Raw genomic sequence first — 20,875 nt, 5'->3', positions numbered from 1 at the left:
TCAAACCCCTAAACCGCAAAAAATTATGCTACAAACAACTATTAAATCTATACCCGCTAGACCGAGAGATGTTCGAGTAGCAACAATTAGCACTAATACTCAAGTATTGCGATCGCGTACTTGGGAGCGATTGAAGTTTGAAGTTGAATATTCCCGTCAAAAAGGTACGACCTCAAATTCTTATCTCATTGAAGCAGATAAAACTGCCTTAATCGATCCGCCAGGACAATCTTTTACGCAAATTTATCTAGAAACTTTAGAACGTCATCTCGATTGGCAAAAGTTAGATTACATTATCTTACAGCACGTCAATCCCAATCGGCTGGCAACCTTAGAAGTCTTGGTTGGTAAAGTACCTCAAGCACAAATTATTTGTTCCAAACCAGCGGTTAATGCCCTCAAAGCTGCTTTAATATTTCCCGAACGACAGTCTCGTATTCGAGTAGTCAGAGACAACGATACTTTAGATTTAGGACAGGGACATCAACTACAATTTATTAGCGTTCCTACTCCTCGTTGGGTTGATGGCTTATGTACCTACGATCCCCAAACCCAAATTCTCTATACTGATAAGTTCTTTGGGGCACATGTATGCGAGGAAGCCGTTTTTGACGAACACTGGAAACAGTTAGATCTAGACCGCCGTTTCTATTTTGACTGTCTCCACGCTACCCAATCCAAACAGTTAGAAACTGCTTTAGCTAAATTAGCTCCTCTGGTGAGCAAAATCTATGCTCCCGCTCACGGTCCCTTAATCAAATATAGCCTCAGTCGCTTTAGCTACGATTATCAACAATGGTGCCAACAACAAACCGATCGAGAATTTAAGGTAGCTCTTCTCTACGCTTCTGCCTATGGTAACACCGCAAATCTTGCTAATGCGATCGCCCATGGCTCGCTCCAGTCGGGAGTAGCGGTAGAATCGATTAACTGTGAACTCGCTTCGACTGAAGAAATTGCTCAGGCTGTTAAAACTTGTGATGGTTTTATCATTGGTTCGCCAACACTGGGAGGTCATGCACCAACTCAAATTCAAACTGCCCTAGGAATCGTCTTGGCTAACGCAGCCAAAACTAAATTAGCAGCTGTTTTTGGTTCTTATGGTTGGAGTGGTGAAGCGATTGATGTCTTAGAGACTAAACTCAGGGATGCTCATTTCACTTTTGGGTTCGATCCTATCCGCGTGCGTTTTAGTCCTACTACTATCGAACTGAAAGAATGTATCCAAGGAGGTCAAGAATTCGCTCAAAGATTGAAAAAAAACAAGCGACTGCGTACTCCTCGTCAGCCAGTCACCGAAACCCAAATCGATCGCACCGAACAAGCAGTAGGTAGAATTGTCGGTTCTCTCTGCGTGCTAACTACTTGCAATAACCATCAACATAGCGGCGTACTCACTTCTTGGGTATCTCAAGCTACTTTTAATCCTCCTGGGATCGTGATTGCAGTTTGCCCAGAACAAAATGCCGAATCCCTCAACGAACCGGGAGATAAGTTGGTGTTAAATATCCTCAATGAAGCACGAAATGTGAGAAGAAACTTTTCCGCTAGTCCTAGTAATTGCTTTGACAACTTAACTACCAAAACCGCCAGCAACGGTTGCCTCATCATCGAAGAAGCTCTAGCTTATTTGGAATGTACCGTCCAAAGTCGTTTAAAGACTGGCGATCGCACTTTAATTTATGCAGTAGTCGATAGTGGTGAAGTTTTAGAAAACAATGGCATTACTGCCATCCAACATCGTAAGTCTGGTAGTTATTATTAACCCGATGTTTGAGGCCGTCTTAGGTGAGCGAAATTTGGTGTTGCAGAATTAGAGGTTGGGTACTGAGGGTAGCGGTATTTTTTGGAGTTTTAAGTAGTGCATTAGTAATCTTAGCGAATGGCGCAACATCGAAACAGATTTGGAATAACACAAGGTTTGTCGTTTGAGCCTCGCTAAATAATGTCTGAGTCGCGTATTTTCTCCTTCGACTCTGGTTAACTGAGTTTTCGGAAGTACTTTATGCTTCTTGGAGTCAATGTAATTAGCGTAGACACAATATCCATCGGTTAAGTACCTTTTGCTATCCCAAGCTTTGATTCTCCTCCAAAGTCTCTTAAAAGTTCGACCGCTGCGATCGCCAATCTCGATTGCTAGAATTCCTGGAAGATAATGATTGATTGCCGTCCACACCCAAATCTTATCTTTCTTTCGATCTACATAAGTTTGGAGTTCATCTAACTCAGCAATGTTTGGCAACCAAGGTTCAGAAATCTTGAGCACACGGGCAATACCAGCTAAGGGAATTTTCTCTAATAGTAATCGGTCAATCAGAACTTTAGTCTCTTCTGGAATACTTCTCCATTGTGGATTTTCCACAAATTGACGACCACAATCATTACACTTGTAATTTTGTTTTCCATGGCGGGTTTGACCATTCTTAACGCTCGCCTGAGAACCACAAGTTGGACAAGATAACAAGGAATCTGCCATGAATGAACTTTCAAGATCGAACTACTTGCTATCTTCCCTTATCCTTTCCTTTTTAGGACTACCAAACTCTTCATATTAATACCCTACATTTATTCTTCAACCTGCGAAATGCCCGCTTCAATTCTGCAACACCCGACTAGGAAGGTTAGAGCGATCGCCTCCGAAATATTTTACTTTTCTTGCTTTCTCGGCGATCGTTCAGTTGCCGTTATCGATAATAGGTAACACCACGATATTTTAATTTCGTTTTTTGCTTGGCTTTTAAAGCTTTAAGCCGTTCTATTTTTACTGTTAAACTCCAGCAGCGATCGAGTCTTTCTAGATCGTCTAGATACCAACATTCATCTAAAAATTGTCGTTTGTGGTCGTACCAAAAGGTTATCGGATCGAAAACTGGTTTAGATTCGGATCTTCCTACTAGCTGTCTAATATATTTCCACCAGGGAAACTTAGGATTGATTCTCGCTGGTTGAGGATTACCGCGATAGATAATCTGGTTATTTTCTACTGCTGTTGCTGGTGTGGATAGTTTAGGGACTGCTTCGCTATATTTAACTCCCCGATAAGTGAGTTTCATAAATATCACCTCTGTTATCGTGTCGATTATGAGGCGCGTTCCTTCAGGATATTTAAGTAATTCCTTACTTCCGTCTTTCCTAATAGTTTGGATAAAGATGAACGATTTGATAGTTACAGACAATTATATTTTTATGATACTCAACAATTTGAGGGAATTGCTATACCCTTTGTCCTAGATTGCAGTCCTTATCTAGAAGCTGTAGAATTCCCCGAAAAAGTGCGCTCTTGAAATTTTTTTACAGGATAAATGTTTCAAGCTAAAACTTTGCTGCTCTAACTATTATCGGGATCGCTACTGGCTATTTACCCTAATTATGCCCTAATTATGCCCATTGAAAAATTGCCGAACTCCAAGTTAAGCCAGCCCCAAAACCAGAAACGGCAACCACATCTCCTGGCTTGACTTTACCCTGTCTGACGGCTTCATCGAGGGCGAGGGGAATCGAAGCCGCAGAAGTATTGCCATATTCAGAAATATTACTAAGAATTTTGGATTGAGGAATATTCAGGCGTTTAGCTACGGCATCCATAATGCGCTGATTGGCTTGATGCAGCAGCAACCAGTCGATCTCCGCCGCCGAAAGATTGGCCTGAAACATCGCTTTGCCAATCGCTTCGGGAACTTTATCTACAGCAAAACGATAAACTTCTTTTCCATTCATGGTGATGGGCTGATAAGTACCGCTTTCGATAGTAATATCGGCAACTAAAGACTGAGTTTGCCCCCGATAGGAAAGATTGAGACAGTTATTTTGGCTGCCGTCGCTGTACAGGGAAAAACCTAACAGGCGATCGCCTTCAGCAGTACCCTGACAAACTACTGCCCCGGCACCGTCACCAAACAAAACGCAGGTATTGCGATCGCGCCAGTCCACCCAACGAGAAAGAACATCGGCGCCAATCACTAAAACATTCCGATACATACCAGTACGAATAAACTGGGTAGCGGTAACTAAGGCAAAGACAAAGCCCGAACAGGCGGCAGTTAAATCGAAAGCGACAGCCCTAGTCGCTCCAATTAGATGTTGAATTTTACAGGCACTACCAAATAGATCGTCTGGAGTAGAAGTTGCCAAAATGATTAAATCGATCTCGGTGGCAGTAATTCCTGCCATTGAGATTGCTCTTTGACTGGCGATCGCCGATAATTGACAGAGAGATTCGCCCTTACCGGCAATATGACGGCGTTTCATCCCCGTTCTACTACTAATCCAATCGTCAGAAGTTTCAACTATCTGGCTCAAATGGTCGTTGTCTAAAATAGCCTTTGGTGTAGCCGAACCACATCCAGTAATTGCAATACCTGCTTCCGTATGATTCAATATATTACCCCCTTACTGCTTGGGATCGAGCTTTTACAAATTTAGAGCGGGCTGCCGACGCGAGTTCGGCGGCTTACTCCGATTTTGCCGAGTTTACACTAACTCACGGCCGTTTCGGTTACATCTTCGACATCTGTAACTATTTTTTCGTTATATTCCTTAAATCTCTCTAAAATCTGGTTGTCAATTGCTTCTTTCGCCTGACGAATGGCGTTAAAGATTGTCGGTGCTTTCGAGCTACCATGGCTGATAATACACACCCCCGATACGCCAAACAATAAACCTCCTCCATGTTCGGCATGGTCAATTCTTTGTTTGATCCTACTGAGATTCGGCTTGAGAAAAGCCGTTCCAAGCTTACCACGCCAGCCACGAGGCAGTTCTTCCTTCATAATTTGCAGCATTACTTCCCCTACTGCTTCGGCAAATTTGAGCAGTACGTTACCGACAAAACCATCGCAGACGATAATATCAAATTCTCCCGATAAAACATCCCGTCCTTCGGCATTACCTACAAAAGGAATTCTAGAATTTGACTCTAACAATTGATAAGTCTGTAGAGCCAGGTCATTACCTTTTGAAGCTTCTTCGCCGATGTTGAGCAGTCCTAATTTGGGTTCTTTGGTACCCAAAACGTATCTACTATAAATCGTTCCCATCAAAGCAAACTGCTCGAGGTACTTGGGACGACAGTCTACATTAGCCCCCACATCCAGTACGATTACCGATTTGCCTGGTATGATAGTGGGAAATACCGCACCAATGGCGGGGCGATCGATACCTTTCAAACGTCCTAAACGCAGTAAACCAGATGCCATTGCCGCTCCCGAATGTCCCGCAGAAACTACCGCTTGAGCCTGTTTTTGCTTGACTAAATTCATCGCTACATTAATCGAAGCTTGTGGTTTGCGACGAATTGCCATCAGAGGCTCTTCTTTCATGGTTACGACTTCTTTGGTAGGTACTATTTCGACTAGAGAAGTATTGACGCTACCCTGTTGGCTAATTGAGGATGCGATCTTTTCTTCATCTCCTACCAACAAAATATTTACATCGAGTTCGGTTGAAGCTTGTATGGTTCCAGCTACGATTTCATCAGGGGCATAATCTCCCCCCATAGCATCTACTGCGATTGTCGGACGTTTAAATACCATTTAGTAAATTCTAGAGAAGCCTTACAAATTTTAACAGTTTTAGGGTCAATCTCTATACATATTATCTACATCATTAATATCTATTTTCAGACTATAAATGCTGTATTTGCCAATAACGAAGTAATTATCGCTTTGTATGGGGTGGGCAATTTAATTTGTGTTGAAGATGTTTTGAACCATTGCTCTAGCCTTCAGCTATTGAGGTAGGAGTTTACCGAATGAAGGAGAAGTCCCAGCCACCAAGACCACTAATCACTACCTTTTATCTTAAACAGAACTAATCTTAGTCCACCATTCGGTTAATTCGAACTAACTGTTTTATTCCGTCCCAATATCGGTTAGCTTCCAACTCCCAAGAGTCAAATAGCTGAGTTTCAAAGTTGGTTTTAGAATAAACGGGTCGTCTAAACGGGACATCTTCATCTTCTTCGTCATACATATCTTCTATGTCTTGCCGTTTGATCTTAATCTTAGTGGAGGAAGAAAAGGACGGAGAAGTTAGATGTGAATTTTTCTTTAATTCTGTTGGAGATTCGATCGCATCGGGCTCTTTGCAGTTTGCCGTTAATGGAAATTCTGGCTTTTTAATCGAATAATCATCCAGCTCCACTAATTCTCCCTCGAAACTCCGAGTTAAATTAGCGATCGCCCGCTGTAAGTCATCTATATTTTCAGTATCGTCGGTAGTGGCAAGTGAATTCGATTCTACTTCTGTTGCTTGTAGGGGTTGGCTGGAGTTTGGCTCTAATGAAGTGCTAGCAGTCTCTGGGACTATTGGAGGCGGAGATTCAACCGGAGCATTAGCAATAGTATTGTCCGGTGTTTGTAACGCGGCAGGGTTATCAGAAGTGTTTGACTCTTCAGGGCGATCGCCAGTTTCGGACTGGTTCGCGCTAACTAGATCCGCCCTGGATTCTGACCGAGGTTCAGCAGGAGAACCAGCAGCAACATTATTCCCTACTGATGGCTTTCGGGGATTAGCAACTTCTAGCTTGACTTTGATAATTCGCTGACAGACTTTAGCAAAAGCAGTTTCAATATTGGTAACTTTTCCCTGATGCAGTCTCTGTAACTTCGCCGAACCGATCCCGACGATAGCTGTCGAACCTTCTAGACTGATTAAATGACACTGTTGACGCAGCAAAGCTTGAGTTGTCGGTGGCTGAAGACACTGAATTACGCGTTCCCAAATCTCCTCATTAGCCACACTATCAGAAGTCTCAACCTCAGACTGGACATTTTGTCGAGTAGTTTGCTGGTTGAGATTATTTAGGCTATTACTTTCTAATGCTTCATTCTCGCTAGTAGAAGATATTGGTTTTAATTGAACCACATTGCGATCGCGCTTTGAATCTGATTTTACTGCTCTTTCTGCTTGCCGTTCCTGCTCTAATTTAATTTCAGTGCCATTTATACTGGTTGCTTCTTGACGCTCCTGCTGCTTGACATCGAGCTTATCTTTACCGCTCGGCGCTGAGGAGTTTGGTGCAAGGGCAGTAGGATAAGAGCGATCGCTGGGTATGGTTTTAGATACAGCGGTTGGAGTTACAGATTGTAATTCATTAGCGGCAGGTAATAATCCCAGTAGAGTTATTTCTAACCAGAGGCGGGGTTGAGTCGTTTGTTTGAGTTGTATTTCTGCAGCTTTAAGCTGCTGTTGCCCCTGTAGAATTAGCTCGATTTCCCAGCTAGCCGCTTCAGTACGCAGTTCTTGCCAACAGCTTTCCGTAACCGCTACCATCTCGCTGCGATCGGGTGCAGTTTTGGCAATTAAAAGATTGAGATAAAAACTTGCTAGATTTTGCAGTACTACCAAAGGTTCTCGTCCTCGATCGAGTAAACTACGACACTGCTGGATAATCTCGGTAGCGCGTCCCCTTTTAATTGCCTTTAATAAGCTTAATAAATCTAATTCTGGTACCGCTCCTACCAAGTCCCAAACCTTTTCTACCGTAATTTTTTCTGGCAACAAACTTAACTGGTCGAGCAAGCTTTCGGCATCTCTCAAGCCCCCATTGGCGATTTGGGCAACTAGAGTCAGAGCATCATCGGCGATCGCAATATTTTCTTCTTTGGCAATGTATTTGAGGTGTCCGACCATTGCTGAGAGTGGAATGCGACGATAATCGAATCTCTGACAGCGTGAAATAATTGTGGAAATTACCCGTTGGGGATCGGTGGTGGCTAAAATAAATACTACCTTGGGGGGCGGTTCTTCGAGAGTTTTGAGCAAAGCATTAAAAGCGGCGGTGCTGAGCATATGGCACTCGTCGATGGCATATACTTTATAGCGACATTGTACGGGAGCAAACCGACACCGCTCGATAATTTCGCGAATATTATCTACTCCCGTATTACTAGCAGCATCGATTTCCATCACATCTAATGCCGTACCTGTGGCGATCGCCAAACAAACTTCACACCGACCGCAGGGATTGGATGTTGGTTTGTCACTTGACAAACAGTTGAGGGATTTGGCCAAAATTCTCGCACTAGAGGTTTTTCCCGTTCCTCTGGGACCGGTAAATAAATATGCTGGAGCGATTTTGGTTTGGGCGATCGCATTACTAAGAGTTTTGGCGATCGTTTCTTGACCGACTAAATCCTTAAAACTTTGAGGGCGATACTTGTGATGCAGGGGTTCGTAGGACATATTAGATGTGGGAATTGCGGTTTTCGATGCCGCGATCGCGCAAACAACCTGTGGTGGATCGACATTATATTATTCCCTAAAATTACTCCACTAAAACTAGTATATTAGATCTAAGATAGTGAGACAAAAGTTTAACCAGACCAGGCAAAACCAAGCACAATCTGAACTGCGGCAAAGTTCATCTCCAACCGCGAGCGATAACTCCAACTCGTTTCAAGCCACTGAAACTCCTGGTAATTCTCAGCTTTCTCGTGCTGGGACAGAATTGACATCGGGAGCGGCGGCTGGTTGGCTAGCCGATGCGGATTACGAATTTTTGTTCGACCAACTTTTACAGGGGGTCACTCATGGTTGGCATCAAAGACAAATTGTTAAGTTTTTTGTCCGACTGGAAGCACGGGGTCAGCAACAGCTGTGGATCGAGTGGTTAAAACGCTTTCAACACAAGTTGTTACCTACGCCACCTGAGTACAAACGACAAATAGGAACGCTAATGATGAGTTTTGGCAAGCTAGCCGATTCTACCCCAGAAGTCGGACAATTTGGAACTGTTGCCAGTCAAATTGGACGAGAGCTATTATTTGATAATTATAGGGAAGTAGTTTGGGAATACGATGGGGCAGATCTAGTTGAACTCACTCCTGACGACCCAGACCGAGATAATGTAACCACAAATACCGAGAGCGAAAATTTACCACAGTCTACGACCAAATCAGCATCAAGTTTGGAGCAATCTTCTTCAGTGGATGGGGATCGTTCTACAGGGGAACGAGTTACGGAAAATCGAAAGCTGGTGTTCCAACCAAACTCCGATCCCCTAGCAGTCACTGGTGAAGAAACCTCACTAAGTACTTACCCCGAGCCAGAAAACGGACTGGCTACAGAAACCGTCGCTAATACTGCCCAAAGCGAGTTGTCGGATGTTTCACTTCAGGACGACCCAATTTCAGACCCAGTTGGTGCGGTAGAATCAGAAGTAACGGTCATTCAACACTCGTTACAACCTAAAGTCGCCGTCACTACATCTCAGACTGGCAAAACTGAAGACAACTACAGTACCAAAAATAATCACTTTAGCTCGATAGAATTGGTCAAGAACTGGTTTGAGTTAGGCATACGACAAGCTATTTCAGGAAACTTTGACAAAGCGATCGCTAGTTGGGACTGTGCTTTAGAATTGAATCCTAATTTACCAGAAGCTTGGCATAATCGCGGCAGTGCTTTGGGTCATTTGGGTAAATATGCCGAAGCAGTCGCTTCTTTTGAGCGTGCTTTAGTCATGGATGCCAATAATTATCAAACTTGGAATGGTCACGCTCATGCCTTATATTTGCTAGAAAAATGGTTTGAAGCGGCTAGTAGTTGGCAAAAAGCCATAGAGATCGTACCTGACAATTATTTATTTTGGTTTAATCGCGCTCGCGCTTTAGAACGAATAAAAAGTTTTGAGGAGTCTCTTGTTAGTTATCAAAAAGCACTAGAAATCAAGCCAGATTTTCAAGCAGCTCGCTCGAGATATCTTAGTTTGGTAAGAGAAAATTCTGGTACAAATTAGTTAAGATAACGGTATGAAATTCAGGAAATCAAATTATAATCAAAATTCCTGTTTCAACTTTAAACCCAATTTAAAATCGTTCGAGTTTTTGCTAGCTATGACAGAATCATCTAACAATGCAATGGAAGAAATTAAAATATCGAGTGAAGAAAGAGTCAATGAACTCAGAAATTTAATCGATACCCTGAGAATTGCTGAAGAAATAGCTAGCAATGGTTATTTAATCAGTAGTTCCGAACTAGCCGATTTGATGGATATTAATGCCAGTGCGGTTACTAGTAGAGGAGATCATTGGTCTTGGCGAAATTGGGTTGTCTCGAGAGTGAGAAGAGAAGGCAATCAAATTTTATGGCAGTTAGAAAAGGTTGATTAGAAAAATGAGTTTATCGGTACAAAATACACCCAAACTCGTAGTGCGTCCTCTCCAATATCGGGATGTGGAGGCAATTAATGCTTTGGTTAACGAGTGCGTTGTTAGAGAGAATTCTAAGCGTTTAGTCACGATAGATCGAGAACTAGAACAGGTTGGTTCTTGGTACGGACTAAAAAGGTTCCTCAGCTTTTTACCTCAATCACACTATCATGGATGGCGGATTTATGTCGCTCAGAGGCTCGAGGAAGTACTCGGTATCATTCAGGTGTCTTCTTTAAACAGTACCCGTAGTACCTGGAAAGTAGAGCGAGTTTTGCTCAATAGCAATTCTCCCCACCTCGAGCTACTCAAAAGCCAAAAAGAAATTGGTTCTCAACTACTGCGCTACTGTTTGGAAAATATTTGGGAAGCGCGAACTTGGATGCTGGAAGTAAACGTCAATGAAAAAAACCATCTGGCTTTATATCGCGAAAATGGTTTTCAGCCGCTAGCACAGATGACCTATTGGCAGCTTTCTCCAGAATTATTAGAACAGTTGGCACGGCAAAATCCCGATTTGCCTAACTTCCTACCAGTAAGTAATGCCGATGCCCCTCTACTATATCAACTAGATTGCGTCTCCATGCCGCCATTACTGCGTCAAGTATTCGATCGCCGCGTCGAAGATTTTAGAACTAACCTAATTCAAGCTGCAGTAGCTCAAATTCGACAGTGGTTAAATCGGATCGATGTGGTTAGTGGTTATGTATTCGAACCCCAGCGCAAAGCGGCAATTGGCTATTTTAAACTAGAATCTTCTTTAGATGGTTCTCGTCCTCATAAAGCTCAATTGACGGTCAATCCAGCCTACACTTGGCTGTATCCCAAGCTGATCGCTAAAATGGCGCAAATAACCCAAAAAATAAATTTGGGAGACACTAAAGCTACTACCAACAAAGAGCGATCGAGTTGGCAATATTTAGAAATTGCTTCTGCCGACTATCAACCAGAACGAGAAGAGTACTTTACTAAAATTGGTGCGACTTCTGTAGAAAATACCCTGTTGATGTCGCGATCGGTTTGGCATAAAATCAAAGAAACCAAACCACTAGAAGGATTACAGTTATCGGAAATGCTGCAAGGATTGAAGCCAGCTCGTACTCCCATCCCTTCGCGCATATCTTGGTTGAAATCTCTCGTGGGTTCTTATCAAAATACCGTCAGGCAAAAAAATATCTTTTCTTCCAAGGCAATTTATTTTTCTAGTAGTAAAGAACCTAACTCTGTTAAGTCCTCAGAACATCCTAATAATGGTCATCATGCTTAATTGGCGATCGTCAATCGGTTAGTTGGGAGGCTGAGCTAATAAGGGATCGAGCTTATTTCGAACATCTAGTTCGTAAAGATCGTCACAACCTCCCAGATGATTGTTATTAACAAAAATCTGCGGTACGGTTCTTTTCCCATTGGCACGTTGCGCCATCTTGTTTCTAGCTGCTTCGTCGCCGTCTATCTTATATTCGGTAAATTTAACTCCTTTCCACCACAACAGCATTTTGGCACGGATGCAAAAAGGACAAAAAGTCCAAGTATAAATTTCTACATTAGCTTTCATCCGTTCTGGATGGCGGTTTAACAGCGGGTTGAGAAAATCGAGCATTGTTTTTTTTATTATGGGCGTTTGCAGATATTTTGCCTAAATTATAGCGACTACACTGAATAAACAATAGCTACATGCTATGAGCTTCGAGCTAGAGTGTGAGATAGGTTGTAGAGCTGCAATAGTTAACTTAGAAATTTCTATTGCCTCTTAACAAAACCCTAAATTTTTAACCTTTAGATCGGTCCGATTAAGACTCTGTTTATTTCTGTTTATTTTCGAAAAATCAGTCATGTCCGAGCGCCATACTCTAAAATCTACATTATTAAAACTCGATAACGCCAGCTATAAAGCTTACAAAAGTCTCAAAGCAAACTATGAATTTGGTGACTTTACTTTAATTGTCGATCGCGTACAGGGAGATCCTTTCGCTTCACCCAGTAACCTGAGAGTCAAACTACCCCAAACTGTAGCTCAATTTCCTCTGGATTTATATCGCTCTCACAGTCGAGCAGTTGCTTTAAGAGACTATCTCACCCGCCAATTCGATCGCGCCGCTCGTAAAATTAGTTCTTGTCGGGGTACGGGAAAAAGTGGACTAATTGCTATTGCTAGTTACGGACAAGAAGTTTTAGAACGCACTGCGGCTTTTATCGATAAAAACTTTGTAGAAGTTCGCTTTGTAGTTGGTCTTCCTGCCAAAGGTAGAAGGATATTAGGTCGTCAGGCGGCAGAGATGCTGTGTGAAGATCTACCCGATATAGTTGAGTCGGCTTTACTGTATTCTTCGCTCAACGCTAGAGAGATAGAACGACACGTCGCAACCATTGAAGATGCCGACTGGCTGCGGGAACAACTATCGGCTAAAAAATTGGTGGCTTTCGTGACTAATGATGCGATCTTACCCCGTCGTAGCGGTATAGATTTTCGTCCCCTACAGCAAGATGTAATTCCCTTTCAGTCGCCGCCAAGTTTAGAAGTAGAGTTCGAGTTGCCCAATCATGGCTTAATTAAAGGTATGGGAATACCCGAAGGAATAAGCTTAATTGTTGGCGGTGGCTATCACGGTAAATCTACTTTACTTAGGGCGATCGAACTAGGAGTTTACAACCATATACCCAATGACGGTCGAGAGTTTGTAGTTACTAACCCCACTGCAGTTAAAATTCGCGCCGAAGATGGACGCAGCATCGCAGGAGTCGATATTTCTCCGTTTATCAACCATTTACCCCAAGGTCGTTCCACTACCAGTTTCTCTACTACCAACGCCAGTGGCAGTACTTCGCAAGCGGCAAATATTATCGAAGCTTTAGAAGCAGGTACAAAATTGCTATTAATCGACGAAGATACTTCTGCTACCAACTTTACCATCCGCGATCGCCGGATGCAGGCTTTAATAGCTAAAGACAAAGAACCAATTACGCCGTTTATCGACAAGGTACGACAACTTTATACTGACTATGGCGTTTCTACTATTCTGGTTATGGGTGGCAGCGGCGATTATTTTGAGGTGGCAGATACGGTTATCGCTATGGAAAACTTTCTACCATACGAGGTTACGGAACGAGCCAAAGCGATCGCCAAACAGTACGTGACAGAAAGACAAGCGGAAGGTGGAGCGAATTTTGGCAAGATTAGCCCTAGAATACCGCTACCTGACAGTATAGATGCTAGTCGGGGTAAAAAGGAAGTCAAGTTAACAGTTCGAGATGTCGATAAAATTGTTTTCGGTACGGAAGATATCGACCTTTCAGCCGTAGAGCAAATAGTCGATACGGGACAGTTAAAAGCGATCGCTCAAGCTATAGTTTATGCCAAAGAAAAATATCTTGATAACCGGCTAACTCTACCCGAAGTTTTAGACCGAGTTATCGACGATATTACTAAAGAAAGTTTAGACACTATAACCAACTTTTCTCAAGGAGATTTAGCTTTATTTCGCCGCTTTGAGTTAGCAGCAGCTTTAAATCGTTTGAGAAGTTTAAAAGTTACTGAGTAAACATTCATCTGTATATCTCAATTTTGCTTAGTTAAATGTGACTGGCTGCTTGTCCAAAAAATATACTGTACTATTTTCTCAATTTTTATTCGTAGTTATTATTGCTGTCTTCTGGTAATTCTTCGTCATCTTCATCTTCGGATGAAGTTGAACTTTCACGTAATAGCTGTATGTACTCTGCGAGCAAAGAATTGTCTCGTTCTTCATTAGTTGCTCGTATCCTAGAGCGTATTAGCCAAATGAGCAATACACTTGAAATTAATCCAATTATTAAACTAATAACAATTATTTCCATAGTAAAGAGATAATTCGAACAAAAAACGCAATGAAAGTATGTCAAACATATCGATCCAAATGCATAAAAATTTTTGAAAAAATGTTCGTTTTGCGGATAAGTATAATTGTTTAATTAAAAACTTAGGATACTCCCATTGGTAAACTCACTAAAACGCTTTTAAGAATTTGTTAATTTTTAGCTGACTACAATTTAATATCTTAGATTTGCATGAGTCTGAATTTAGCAATGTTTAGTCTGATTTGTTTGATGAAAATGATAAGCATTAAATGTTTTTAGATTTAATTCACAAACTATTGATATATATAATTTTGTAGTAAAAAAGTAATTTTTAACTCTGTGCAACTACCTAAAATTATTATAAAGTTATTATTAAAAGTTTTAAAAATTAAGGCTTTAAAGTCTTAGACATCATATAAAAATAACTGGAACAATTTGCCGAAGAAATAAAGAATCAGAAAAAGAGTTATATCCCTCCAGTGTTGTTATCTGAAGTAAAAAAGCATTTTGTTTGTTTAAACTGCGATCGCTGCGATTTAAGAGAATATCCGAAAAGTCTCAATGATTACCTTCGATCAAATTTACTCAAACGAAATTACTAGGGTTATAATCCGCTCTTCTAGGTATGAAATTAGACCTTAAGGTAACAAAATTTACTTTTCAGACGAGCTCTAACACTGAAATAATATTCAATTCAATATTGTTTTAGGGTTAAGTGCTGTTTACTCTTCTCTTACTATCTTCTGTTGCCCCACCCCAGGAGTAGGATTTTGCGATTGTTAAAACTACGATACTATCTCCAAAGAAGGTCGGAATAGGCTTAAAAAAAGTTATTTGCCGAAAACAAATGTCTATTCTCAATCCTGCCAAATGGATATTTTTTAGAGAGGACGAAAACAAACATCATGGCATACGAATTACCATCTCTTCCTTACGACTACACAGCTTTAGAACCAGTGATTTCTGAGAGAACTTTAGAGTTTCATCATGATAAACACCATGCTAAGTACGTCAATAAATATAATGACGCAGTTAAGGGTACAGAACTCGATAGCAAACCCATTGAAGAAGTAATTAAAGCAGTAGCAGGGGATTCTAGCAAAAGCGGTTTGTTTAATAATGCCGCTCAAGCTTGGAATCACACTTTTTATTGGCAATGTATGAAACCAAATGGCGGTGGGACTCCCACGGGAGAATTAGCTAAAAAAATAGATACCGACTTTGGTAGTTTCGAGCAATTTGTAGAAGCTTACAAAAATGCAGGTACGTCTCAATTTGGTAGTGGCTATGCTTGGCTAGTACTAGATGGCAATACTCTCAAAGTTACTAAAACTCTTAACGCTGATAATCCTCTAACTAGCGGACAAATTCCTTTATTAACAACAGACGTTTGGGAACACGCCTACTATCTCGATTATCAAAATCAACGTCCTGCTTATATGGATGAATTTATCGGTAAGCTGGTCAACTGGGAGTTTGTCGCTCAAAATCTAGCTGCTGCATAAGTAGCGAATTAATCGAAGCGGATATAAAGTTAAGTAGCTTAAATATCCGCTTCAAAGATCTACTTTAAGTCTTGTAGAAGAAATAAATAAATGATGATAGAAGCTCATTATCCCCAGATTATGCTTTCCTTTGCCTATCGTGGCTGCAAAATAGAGATCGATCGCGATGAGCTTGACGGAGAGTATGTCTATGCTGCTTGGGTAAATTACGAAGAAGGTTGTGCTGTTGCCGTTCCTAGTGCCAATAGCCCTATGGATGCGATCGTCAAAGCTAAGCAATGGATAGATCGAAGACTCAGCCAACTTTAATCGATCGAGTAGAAGCGATCGCCGTTTGAGATTTTACTAAGAAGTAATTGGATGTTTTTTTGCTTGTCAATAGGTTGATGCGATCGCCTCGACAGCGAAGTATTGAAGAACTAGATAGTTTCGAGTGCAAATATTCTTACAAGTCGTTGTCGATCGAACTTGCTTACAGGTCTACTTACTCTTATTTACTGCTGGTTCACTTATCTTTTCTCAAACAAATTCCTTTGAAAATAGCTTTCTCTACTTCCAGAATAGTTGGGAAATCTTCAGCTCTTTAGGAGTAAAATAAATTAATCGGTTCTAATGGGGAACAGTCATTAGAAGTAAAGGGGAAAGTTTGGTGCAAATCCAACGCTGTCCCGCAACTGTGATGAGATTGACAATCGATTAATCTCTCAGTCAGAATGCCCGCCGATGAATGTAGTCGATCGATTTAATATATCTGCGAGGTACAGATGTTTGACAGTTTTTTAGTGGCGATCGCCAATTGTTTAGCTAAAGCATTTTTTTGTACGCTACGATTGATGACTGGCTAGTTTGCGCTCTAGGCGATCGCTCAATTATATGACTATTTGTTTGGTAGCTATTACTTTCCCGATCGAGCAAGTTGATTTTCAAGTAAAGTTTGAATCAGCAAACCTGGTATGTAATTTGTCGCTACCAGCATTTATTTGAGTTTCTACTCCATCTTATGGTACAGCTGGCTCATTGTTGCGGCGATCGCCGATAACATATTTCTTCATATAAACTAAGTCTCGATCTCTTTTCCACAAAATCGGAGCTAATTTAACTAGATGGTTATTGCCAATTCTTTTCCTAAATTCAACTCACTTCAATTACCACCCTTACCATATAAAAGACCTTTACTCGCCATCGGACATGGTACGAGAAACCCTCGAGGCAGACAAACTTTTCTCGAGTTTATCGAAATTTACCAACAACTAGATACTTCTCGTCCCGTAATACCTTGTTTTTTAGAATTAACCGAACCGACAATCGAGCAAGGAGTAGCAACCTGCGTCCAACAAGGCTATACAGAAATTTCGGCACTGCCAATTTTGTTATTTGCAGCTAGACATAATAAATTTGATGTAACTAACGAATTGGATCGGACGCGATCGCTCTATCCTCAGTTAAGCTTCAGTTACGGTCGTCATTTTGGAATTAATCCGAAAATTATCCAACTGTGGCGCAATCGCCTGGCAGAATTGGATACAGCACGACATAATCCTTGTAACATTTCCCGTACTGACACGGTATTATTATTTGTCGGTCGTGGTTCGAGCGATCCCGATGCTAATGGTGATGTGTGCAAACTAGCTAGGATTATTTGGGAAGGTAGTAGTTATCAGACGGTGGAGACTTGCTTTATTGGCATCAGCCACCCTCGTCTAGAAGAAGGCTTTCAACGAGCTTATTTTTATCAGCCCAAACGCATTATCGTTTTACCTTATTTCTTGTTTACGGGTACTTTAATGGAAAAAATTTTTAATATTACCGCCCAACAGCAGGAAAAGTATCCAGACATCAATTTTACTAGTTTGCCAGAAATGGGAATTGCGCCACAATTATTAGAGGTAATGCGAGAGCGAGAAATTGAAGCACAATTGGGTCAGGTAGCAATGAACTGTGAAATGTGTAAGTTTAGACTTGCCGCAGTAGATGAACACGGACACGGACACCATCATCACGGACATCATCACCATCATGGTGACAGCGATCCCTACGCCAAGTCAGAGGATTATCACCAGCGTATTTGGCAAACTCCTTAGCAACAAACACCTATTCCTCGAACAAAAAACTATACCTCAAGCTGTTCTACAGTTGTAGATAGCGTTAGTTCGACGAAAATTTTTAGAGCAAAAAGAAAGCTGAGACTTATGCTAAAAAGCAGTATATAGACAGTCTCAGCTATGGAAATATAGTCATTACAAATAGTAACCGTAGTCATCGAGGTTAACGAAAGTCGAATATCTGAAGGGGTGACAAGGGAGCTAGAAAGATTGCTGGATAATAAACATAGCTCGTAGACCCCTCTGGTAAAAAGGCAGCTTATTGAGATTGAGCCACATCAATTTGTTTATCCATTCCTTCATCAAGGTAAATGAAACCAGCCAGCTACTACCATATAAACCAAGCCAAAAGTAGCTGTTGCGAGTCAAAGATTGTTTAATTTTTCGATGGCGACCGATGTATTTAGACTGACCTCGAAGGCTAAGAGTATGTCCTTTGAACACCGAGTGAGTGTAAGCAATGGCGATGAGCAAAACTAGACGAGTAAGGCGTTCAATCTGAGCTTGCGACCCCTCGAGATTGTAGCCACCTGACTTGCAATCTTTAAACATCGCCTCAATCCCTACGCGCTTTTTATAGGCTTTGACAGCTTCAGGTAAATTGGGTAAATTTGTCAGCAGATACCAGGGTTCCTTTGCCCCCATGCCTCGGTAAATACGTCGCCAATAGACCCCTAAATAAATCCCCGAAACTTGATGCAGTTGAGTGACTTTAGTTTCTTGATAAAACCGTTGGTCTCCTGGATTAACGTCTAGGTCTTTTAAGGGAGTAAAACCTAATTGAGTTACCATTATCTTCGTACTCTTTCTCTGTCGAAGCACAAAGTAGACCTGCTGCTGGGTCAGCCACTTAGCTAGTTCAACACTCTGGAATTCTCTGTCTCCTAAAATAACGATTTGGTGTTGTTTAAACAGCTTCAATACTGGACGTAATATGGCTTTTTGTTGAGCGAAGTTACTGGCTCCTTTCTTCTCTAGAAACTGCCAGTATATAGGCAAAGCTCTTTTCGCCATCACTACTCCAACCATGAACAGATTTTTATCTTGCCATTGAGTTCTATCTAAGACTAGATAAATTGTCTGGTCTGGCAAGAATTTCTTTTGAACTACTTCTTTGACTATGGGAAACCAGACTAACGAAACTGATAAAGCTGAGGACTTCAAAAACCTTTGGATTCGGCGACGACGGCTCTCATATTTAATTGGTAAAGGGAAGTATGCAGCTAGTCTTTCTATCTTTACTTGTTTGTAGGTCTGGATAAGGTATACCAGCACTTCCAAAGTAATTAGTTGGTCATCACTCAGATAACGTGAAAGATGATTGCGGTACAATTGGTTTAACATTTTTTAGGGTTCGGTCGGATTCTCAATAACTGACCGAATCTTTTTTACCATAGGTTGTCTCTGTTCCCTACACTGTCTGACTTCTCACAGGGTTGTCACCCCGTCAGGTCGAATATAGCTGGCAATTGACCACAATCAAAGCATCGGGAAATTAATTGAAATGACTATAATTAAAGTTTTCTGCTATGCTGCAAGGCAACATCACAGAGTTGATTGAAAGTTTTATCTAGATAAATACCTCATCGCACCAACTACCGTGTAAGCCATAGGGAATGTGATGTTTGAGATAGAGACGTGCGATCGCCGATCCCTCTATATCTTGTCCGTCTAAAATGACTAAGCTAGAACGGTGTTGCTTGCCATCATAAACTAGAGTCAACACCCAACCTCCATCTTCTTCAGTAGCATTGGGTTTGGGAACGAATATGGGTTCGCTGACAAAACCATGAGGCGCGAAAGAATGAATGGCGCGATCGCCTGTTTGGAGATCGGCTTTCATAATTGCCTGCAGGGGTGCATTGCCTGTAGCTTCGTGAGCAGCACCCATAAATAAGTAGCGATATTCTCTACCCGCTCTATCGGGATGAGCATAAGGAAATTCACAGCAGCGACTTTCTAGTATCTTGCGTTCTACCGCCTGGGTTTGAAAATCGTAGCTAAACTGCCACAGTTGTCCTGGATCTAAGAGTGCGAAATCCACATTTTTATAATCAGAGTCTGGTTGAACTTGGGGTAGAGACTTATAGGTAATTGAGTCGATATAGATTTTGCCCTCAGCCTGAAAAGCATTGGCATGATGGAAAACAAAACCAGACTTTACCTCAAACGTAATGACTTCTTTATTCTGGGGATCGCGAGGAATTAAGATTACTCTAGTTGTTTCTTCGGGCTGAAATTGAATACATTCCCCCGCACCTCGAAAGCCAAATACATAGGGCAGAGGATTAAAATTAACTGCATTTTGAAAAAAGATGCAGTAATTGGGAGTAATGGCAAAATCGTGAATAAAACAGAATCCTGGAACGCTATGGGAACGGCGGCGGAGTAATTCTCCTTGAGGATTGAATTCAAACACGCTAATCTTGCTAGAAAGTCCAGGTTCGATCCGGAAGTTGACCAAACAAGGATCGCCGCCGTCCAGTTTGCAGCTAGGATCCATCCAGGGATGGGCGGCAAAAGCGTCTCCCTCTTCTAAAACGCCATCGAGACGATCTATGCCCATAGTTTCTAAGGTACTAGGGTCTAGGCGATGGGGTTCGGCAGCTTCCCAAAGAGCCAATAATTTACCGCCCCAACGGATAATATTAGTGTTGGCAATATTTTTAAGTCTAAAATCGAAAGCGTTGTTGAGCCAACCACCAAGTTTTTGAGTTCCAAAAACGCCACGATAGAGTGGTTTACCTGCTTTTTCCTCTTCTACATAGGCTTTGGTGCGGACGAAGCGATTGCGATAAAAAGCTTTACCGTCTTTAAGATAAAATGCGTTGATCATCCCGTCGCCGTCAAAGGGATGGGCAATGGGTGTACCGCCAATATCTAAGCGACCAGGACCGTTACGAAACAACGTTCCCTCTAATTCGAGAGGAATTTCACCTTCAATATCTTCAATTTGATACTCGTATTCATTGTGTTGAGTTTCATAACCCCGTCGCCATTCTTCGATATAGTAAGATTTACCGTTTGCCGATTGCGTTTCGGCTTTTTGTTCGATCTTGTAGGTCATAGTCAAAGATAAATTAATATATTGCGATCGCCAGCTTAATAGTTCTTCTTATCAGACTATCAAGTTTTGTAAAGCAAGCTCTATATCTATGGGGCAATTTATATTTGAATTCTTGACGATCTAGAAATTTGCTATTTAGTAGAAGGACAAAATTTATCTAAATTAAGTCTTAAACATATCTGCTTTTGTCTAGATTCGAGTTAGGTATGGAATAAG

At 41.5% G+C, this 20,875-nt stretch carries 17 protein-coding genes and 2 riboswitches; of the genes, 8 read left to right on the top strand and 9 right to left on the bottom strand.

Annotated elements, in window-relative coordinates:
• Window positions 1-25: 25 nt before the first annotated feature.
• Window positions 26-1,765 (top strand): diflavin flavoprotein, encoded by a 1,740-nt coding sequence (locus tag ACLFKQ_RS11480; RefSeq protein ID WP_448999946.1) that lies wholly within the window; start codon window positions 26-28, stop codon window positions 1,763-1,765.
• A 48-nt stretch (window positions 1,766-1,813) separates the two neighbouring features.
• Here ACLFKQ_RS11480 and ACLFKQ_RS11475 read toward each other — a convergent pair whose 3' ends face one another.
• The 5 genes from ACLFKQ_RS11475 to ACLFKQ_RS11455 all read right to left on the bottom strand — a co-directional run bounded on the left by ACLFKQ_RS11475 (window position 1,814) and on the right by ACLFKQ_RS11455 (window position 8,184).
• The gene (locus tag ACLFKQ_RS11475; protein ID WP_448999945.1) at window positions 1,814-2,476 is read right to left on the bottom strand and encodes an IS1 family transposase; all 663 of its coding nucleotides are present in this window, start codon (window positions 2,474-2,476) and stop codon (window positions 1,814-1,816) included.
• 208 nt (window positions 2,477-2,684) lie between these two features.
• Window positions 2,685-3,053, bottom strand: a complete 369-nt coding sequence (locus ACLFKQ_RS11470; RefSeq protein WP_448999944.1) for a DUF4278 domain-containing protein — start codon at window positions 3,051-3,053, stop codon at window positions 2,685-2,687.
• 32 nt (window positions 3,054-3,085) lie between these two features.
• Window positions 3,086-3,159, bottom strand: a riboswitch (Glutamine riboswitch).
• Window positions 3,160-3,378: 219 nt separating this feature from the next.
• Entirely contained in the window at window positions 3,379-4,377 is a 999-nt protein-coding gene (locus ACLFKQ_RS11465) for a beta-ketoacyl-ACP synthase III (protein ID WP_448999943.1), read from the bottom strand.
• A gap of 98 nt (window positions 4,378-4,475) precedes the next feature.
• A complete protein-coding gene (plsX, locus tag ACLFKQ_RS11460; RefSeq protein ID WP_448999942.1) occupies window positions 4,476-5,531 on the bottom strand; it encodes a phosphate acyltransferase PlsX in 1,056 nt (351 codons plus the stop codon).
• 283 nt (window positions 5,532-5,814) lie between these two features.
• Entirely contained in the window at window positions 5,815-8,184 is a 2,370-nt protein-coding gene (locus tag ACLFKQ_RS11455; protein WP_448999941.1) for a DNA polymerase III subunit gamma/tau, read from the bottom strand.
• 118 nt (window positions 8,185-8,302) lie between these two features.
• On the opposite strand from ACLFKQ_RS11455, the gene ACLFKQ_RS11450 reads away from it, so the two are divergent.
• From ACLFKQ_RS11450 to ACLFKQ_RS11440, 3 genes are all read left to right on the top strand, one after another.
• Window positions 8,303-9,739 (top strand): tetratricopeptide repeat protein, encoded by a 1,437-nt coding sequence (locus ACLFKQ_RS11450; RefSeq protein ID WP_448999940.1) that lies wholly within the window; start codon window positions 8,303-8,305, stop codon window positions 9,737-9,739.
• A gap of 97 nt (window positions 9,740-9,836) precedes the next feature.
• Complete coding sequence (locus ACLFKQ_RS11445; protein WP_448999939.1) at window positions 9,837-10,112, top strand: hypothetical protein; 276 nt, start codon at window positions 9,837-9,839, stop codon at window positions 10,110-10,112.
• Window positions 10,113-10,116: 4 nt separating this feature from the next.
• Window positions 10,117-11,418 (top strand): GNAT family N-acetyltransferase, encoded by a 1,302-nt coding sequence (locus tag ACLFKQ_RS11440; protein ID WP_448999938.1) that lies wholly within the window; start codon window positions 10,117-10,119, stop codon window positions 11,416-11,418.
• A gap of 18 nt (window positions 11,419-11,436) precedes the next feature.
• Here the strand turns inward: ACLFKQ_RS11440 and grxC are convergent, their stop codons facing one another.
• Window positions 11,437-11,751, bottom strand: coding sequence for a glutaredoxin 3 (gene grxC / locus ACLFKQ_RS11435; protein WP_448999937.1), 315 nt, complete (start codon window positions 11,749-11,751; stop codon window positions 11,437-11,439).
• A 232-nt stretch (window positions 11,752-11,983) separates the two neighbouring features.
• Here grxC and ACLFKQ_RS11430 point away from each other — a divergent pair, with 232 nt between their 5' ends.
• The gene (locus tag ACLFKQ_RS11430; protein WP_448999936.1) at window positions 11,984-13,690 is read left to right on the top strand and encodes an ABC-ATPase domain-containing protein; all 1,707 of its coding nucleotides are present in this window, start codon (window positions 11,984-11,986) and stop codon (window positions 13,688-13,690) included.
• 85 nt (window positions 13,691-13,775) lie between these two features.
• On the opposite strand, the gene ACLFKQ_RS11425 is transcribed toward ACLFKQ_RS11430, so the two are convergent.
• Window positions 13,776-13,937: a hypothetical protein gene (locus ACLFKQ_RS11425; protein ID WP_448999935.1), complete on the bottom strand. Its 162-nt coding sequence runs from the start codon at window positions 13,935-13,937 to the stop codon at window positions 13,776-13,778.
• A gap of 953 nt (window positions 13,938-14,890) precedes the next feature.
• On the opposite strand from ACLFKQ_RS11425, the gene ACLFKQ_RS11420 reads away from it, so the two are divergent.
• From ACLFKQ_RS11420 to ACLFKQ_RS11410, 3 genes are all read left to right on the top strand, one after another.
• Window positions 14,891-15,490 (top strand): superoxide dismutase, encoded by a 600-nt coding sequence (locus tag ACLFKQ_RS11420; protein WP_448999934.1) that lies wholly within the window; start codon window positions 14,891-14,893, stop codon window positions 15,488-15,490.
• A 90-nt stretch (window positions 15,491-15,580) separates the two neighbouring features.
• Complete coding sequence (locus ACLFKQ_RS11415; protein WP_448999933.1) at window positions 15,581-15,799, top strand: hypothetical protein; 219 nt, start codon at window positions 15,581-15,583, stop codon at window positions 15,797-15,799.
• 278 nt (window positions 15,800-16,077) lie between these two features.
• A riboswitch (cobalamin riboswitch) is annotated at window positions 16,078-16,229 on the top strand.
• Window positions 16,230-16,593: 364 nt separating this feature from the next.
• Entirely contained in the window at window positions 16,594-17,571 is a 978-nt protein-coding gene (locus ACLFKQ_RS11410; RefSeq protein WP_448999932.1) for a sirohydrochlorin chelatase, read from the top strand.
• A gap of 222 nt (window positions 17,572-17,793) precedes the next feature.
• Here ACLFKQ_RS11410 and ACLFKQ_RS11405 read toward each other — a convergent pair whose 3' ends face one another.
• Window positions 17,794-18,936, bottom strand: coding sequence for an IS4 family transposase (locus tag ACLFKQ_RS11405; RefSeq protein WP_448998311.1), 1,143 nt, complete (start codon window positions 18,934-18,936; stop codon window positions 17,794-17,796).
• A gap of 226 nt (window positions 18,937-19,162) precedes the next feature.
• A complete protein-coding gene (locus ACLFKQ_RS11400) occupies window positions 19,163-20,659 on the bottom strand; it encodes a carotenoid oxygenase family protein (RefSeq protein ID WP_448999931.1) in 1,497 nt (498 codons plus the stop codon).
• Window positions 20,660-20,875 lie beyond the last annotated feature (216 nt).

It is taken from the genome of Myxosarcina sp. GI1(2024) (genome assembly GCF_053543375.1).
Note: the sequence above shows the minus strand (reverse complement) of the source record. Positions and strands in the feature narration are given on the sequence as shown.

Coding starts and splice junctions, on each gene's coding strand:
- ACLFKQ_RS11430 (WP_448999936.1), top strand. CDS start 11,984: ATGTCCGAGCGCCATACTCTAAAATCTACATTATTAAAACTCGATAAC.
- ACLFKQ_RS11410 (WP_448999932.1), top strand. CDS start 16,594: ATGGTTATTGCCAATTCTTTTCCTAAATTCAACTCACTTCAATTACCA.
- ACLFKQ_RS11405 (WP_448998311.1), bottom strand. CDS start 18,936: ATGTTAAACCAATTGTACCGCAATCATCTTTCACGTTATCTGAGTGAT.
- ACLFKQ_RS11445 (WP_448999939.1), top strand. CDS start 9,837: ATGACAGAATCATCTAACAATGCAATGGAAGAAATTAAAATATCGAGT.
- ACLFKQ_RS11415 (WP_448999933.1), top strand. CDS start 15,581: ATGATGATAGAAGCTCATTATCCCCAGATTATGCTTTCCTTTGCCTAT.
- grxC (WP_448999937.1), bottom strand. CDS start 11,751: ATGCTCGATTTTCTCAACCCGCTGTTAAACCGCCATCCAGAACGGATG.
- ACLFKQ_RS11440 (WP_448999938.1), top strand. CDS start 10,117: ATGAGTTTATCGGTACAAAATACACCCAAACTCGTAGTGCGTCCTCTC.
- ACLFKQ_RS11420 (WP_448999934.1), top strand. CDS start 14,891: ATGGCATACGAATTACCATCTCTTCCTTACGACTACACAGCTTTAGAA.
- ACLFKQ_RS11400 (WP_448999931.1), bottom strand. CDS start 20,659: ATGACCTACAAGATCGAACAAAAAGCCGAAACGCAATCGGCAAACGGT.
- ACLFKQ_RS11480 (WP_448999946.1), top strand. CDS start 26: ATGCTACAAACAACTATTAAATCTATACCCGCTAGACCGAGAGATGTT.
- plsX (WP_448999942.1), bottom strand. CDS start 5,531: ATGGTATTTAAACGTCCGACAATCGCAGTAGATGCTATGGGGGGAGAT.
- ACLFKQ_RS11470 (WP_448999944.1), bottom strand. CDS start 3,053: ATGAAACTCACTTATCGGGGAGTTAAATATAGCGAAGCAGTCCCTAAA.
- ACLFKQ_RS11475 (WP_448999945.1), bottom strand. CDS start 2,476: ATGGCAGATTCCTTGTTATCTTGTCCAACTTGTGGTTCTCAGGCGAGC.
- ACLFKQ_RS11455 (WP_448999941.1), bottom strand. CDS start 8,184: ATGTCCTACGAACCCCTGCATCACAAGTATCGCCCTCAAAGTTTTAAG.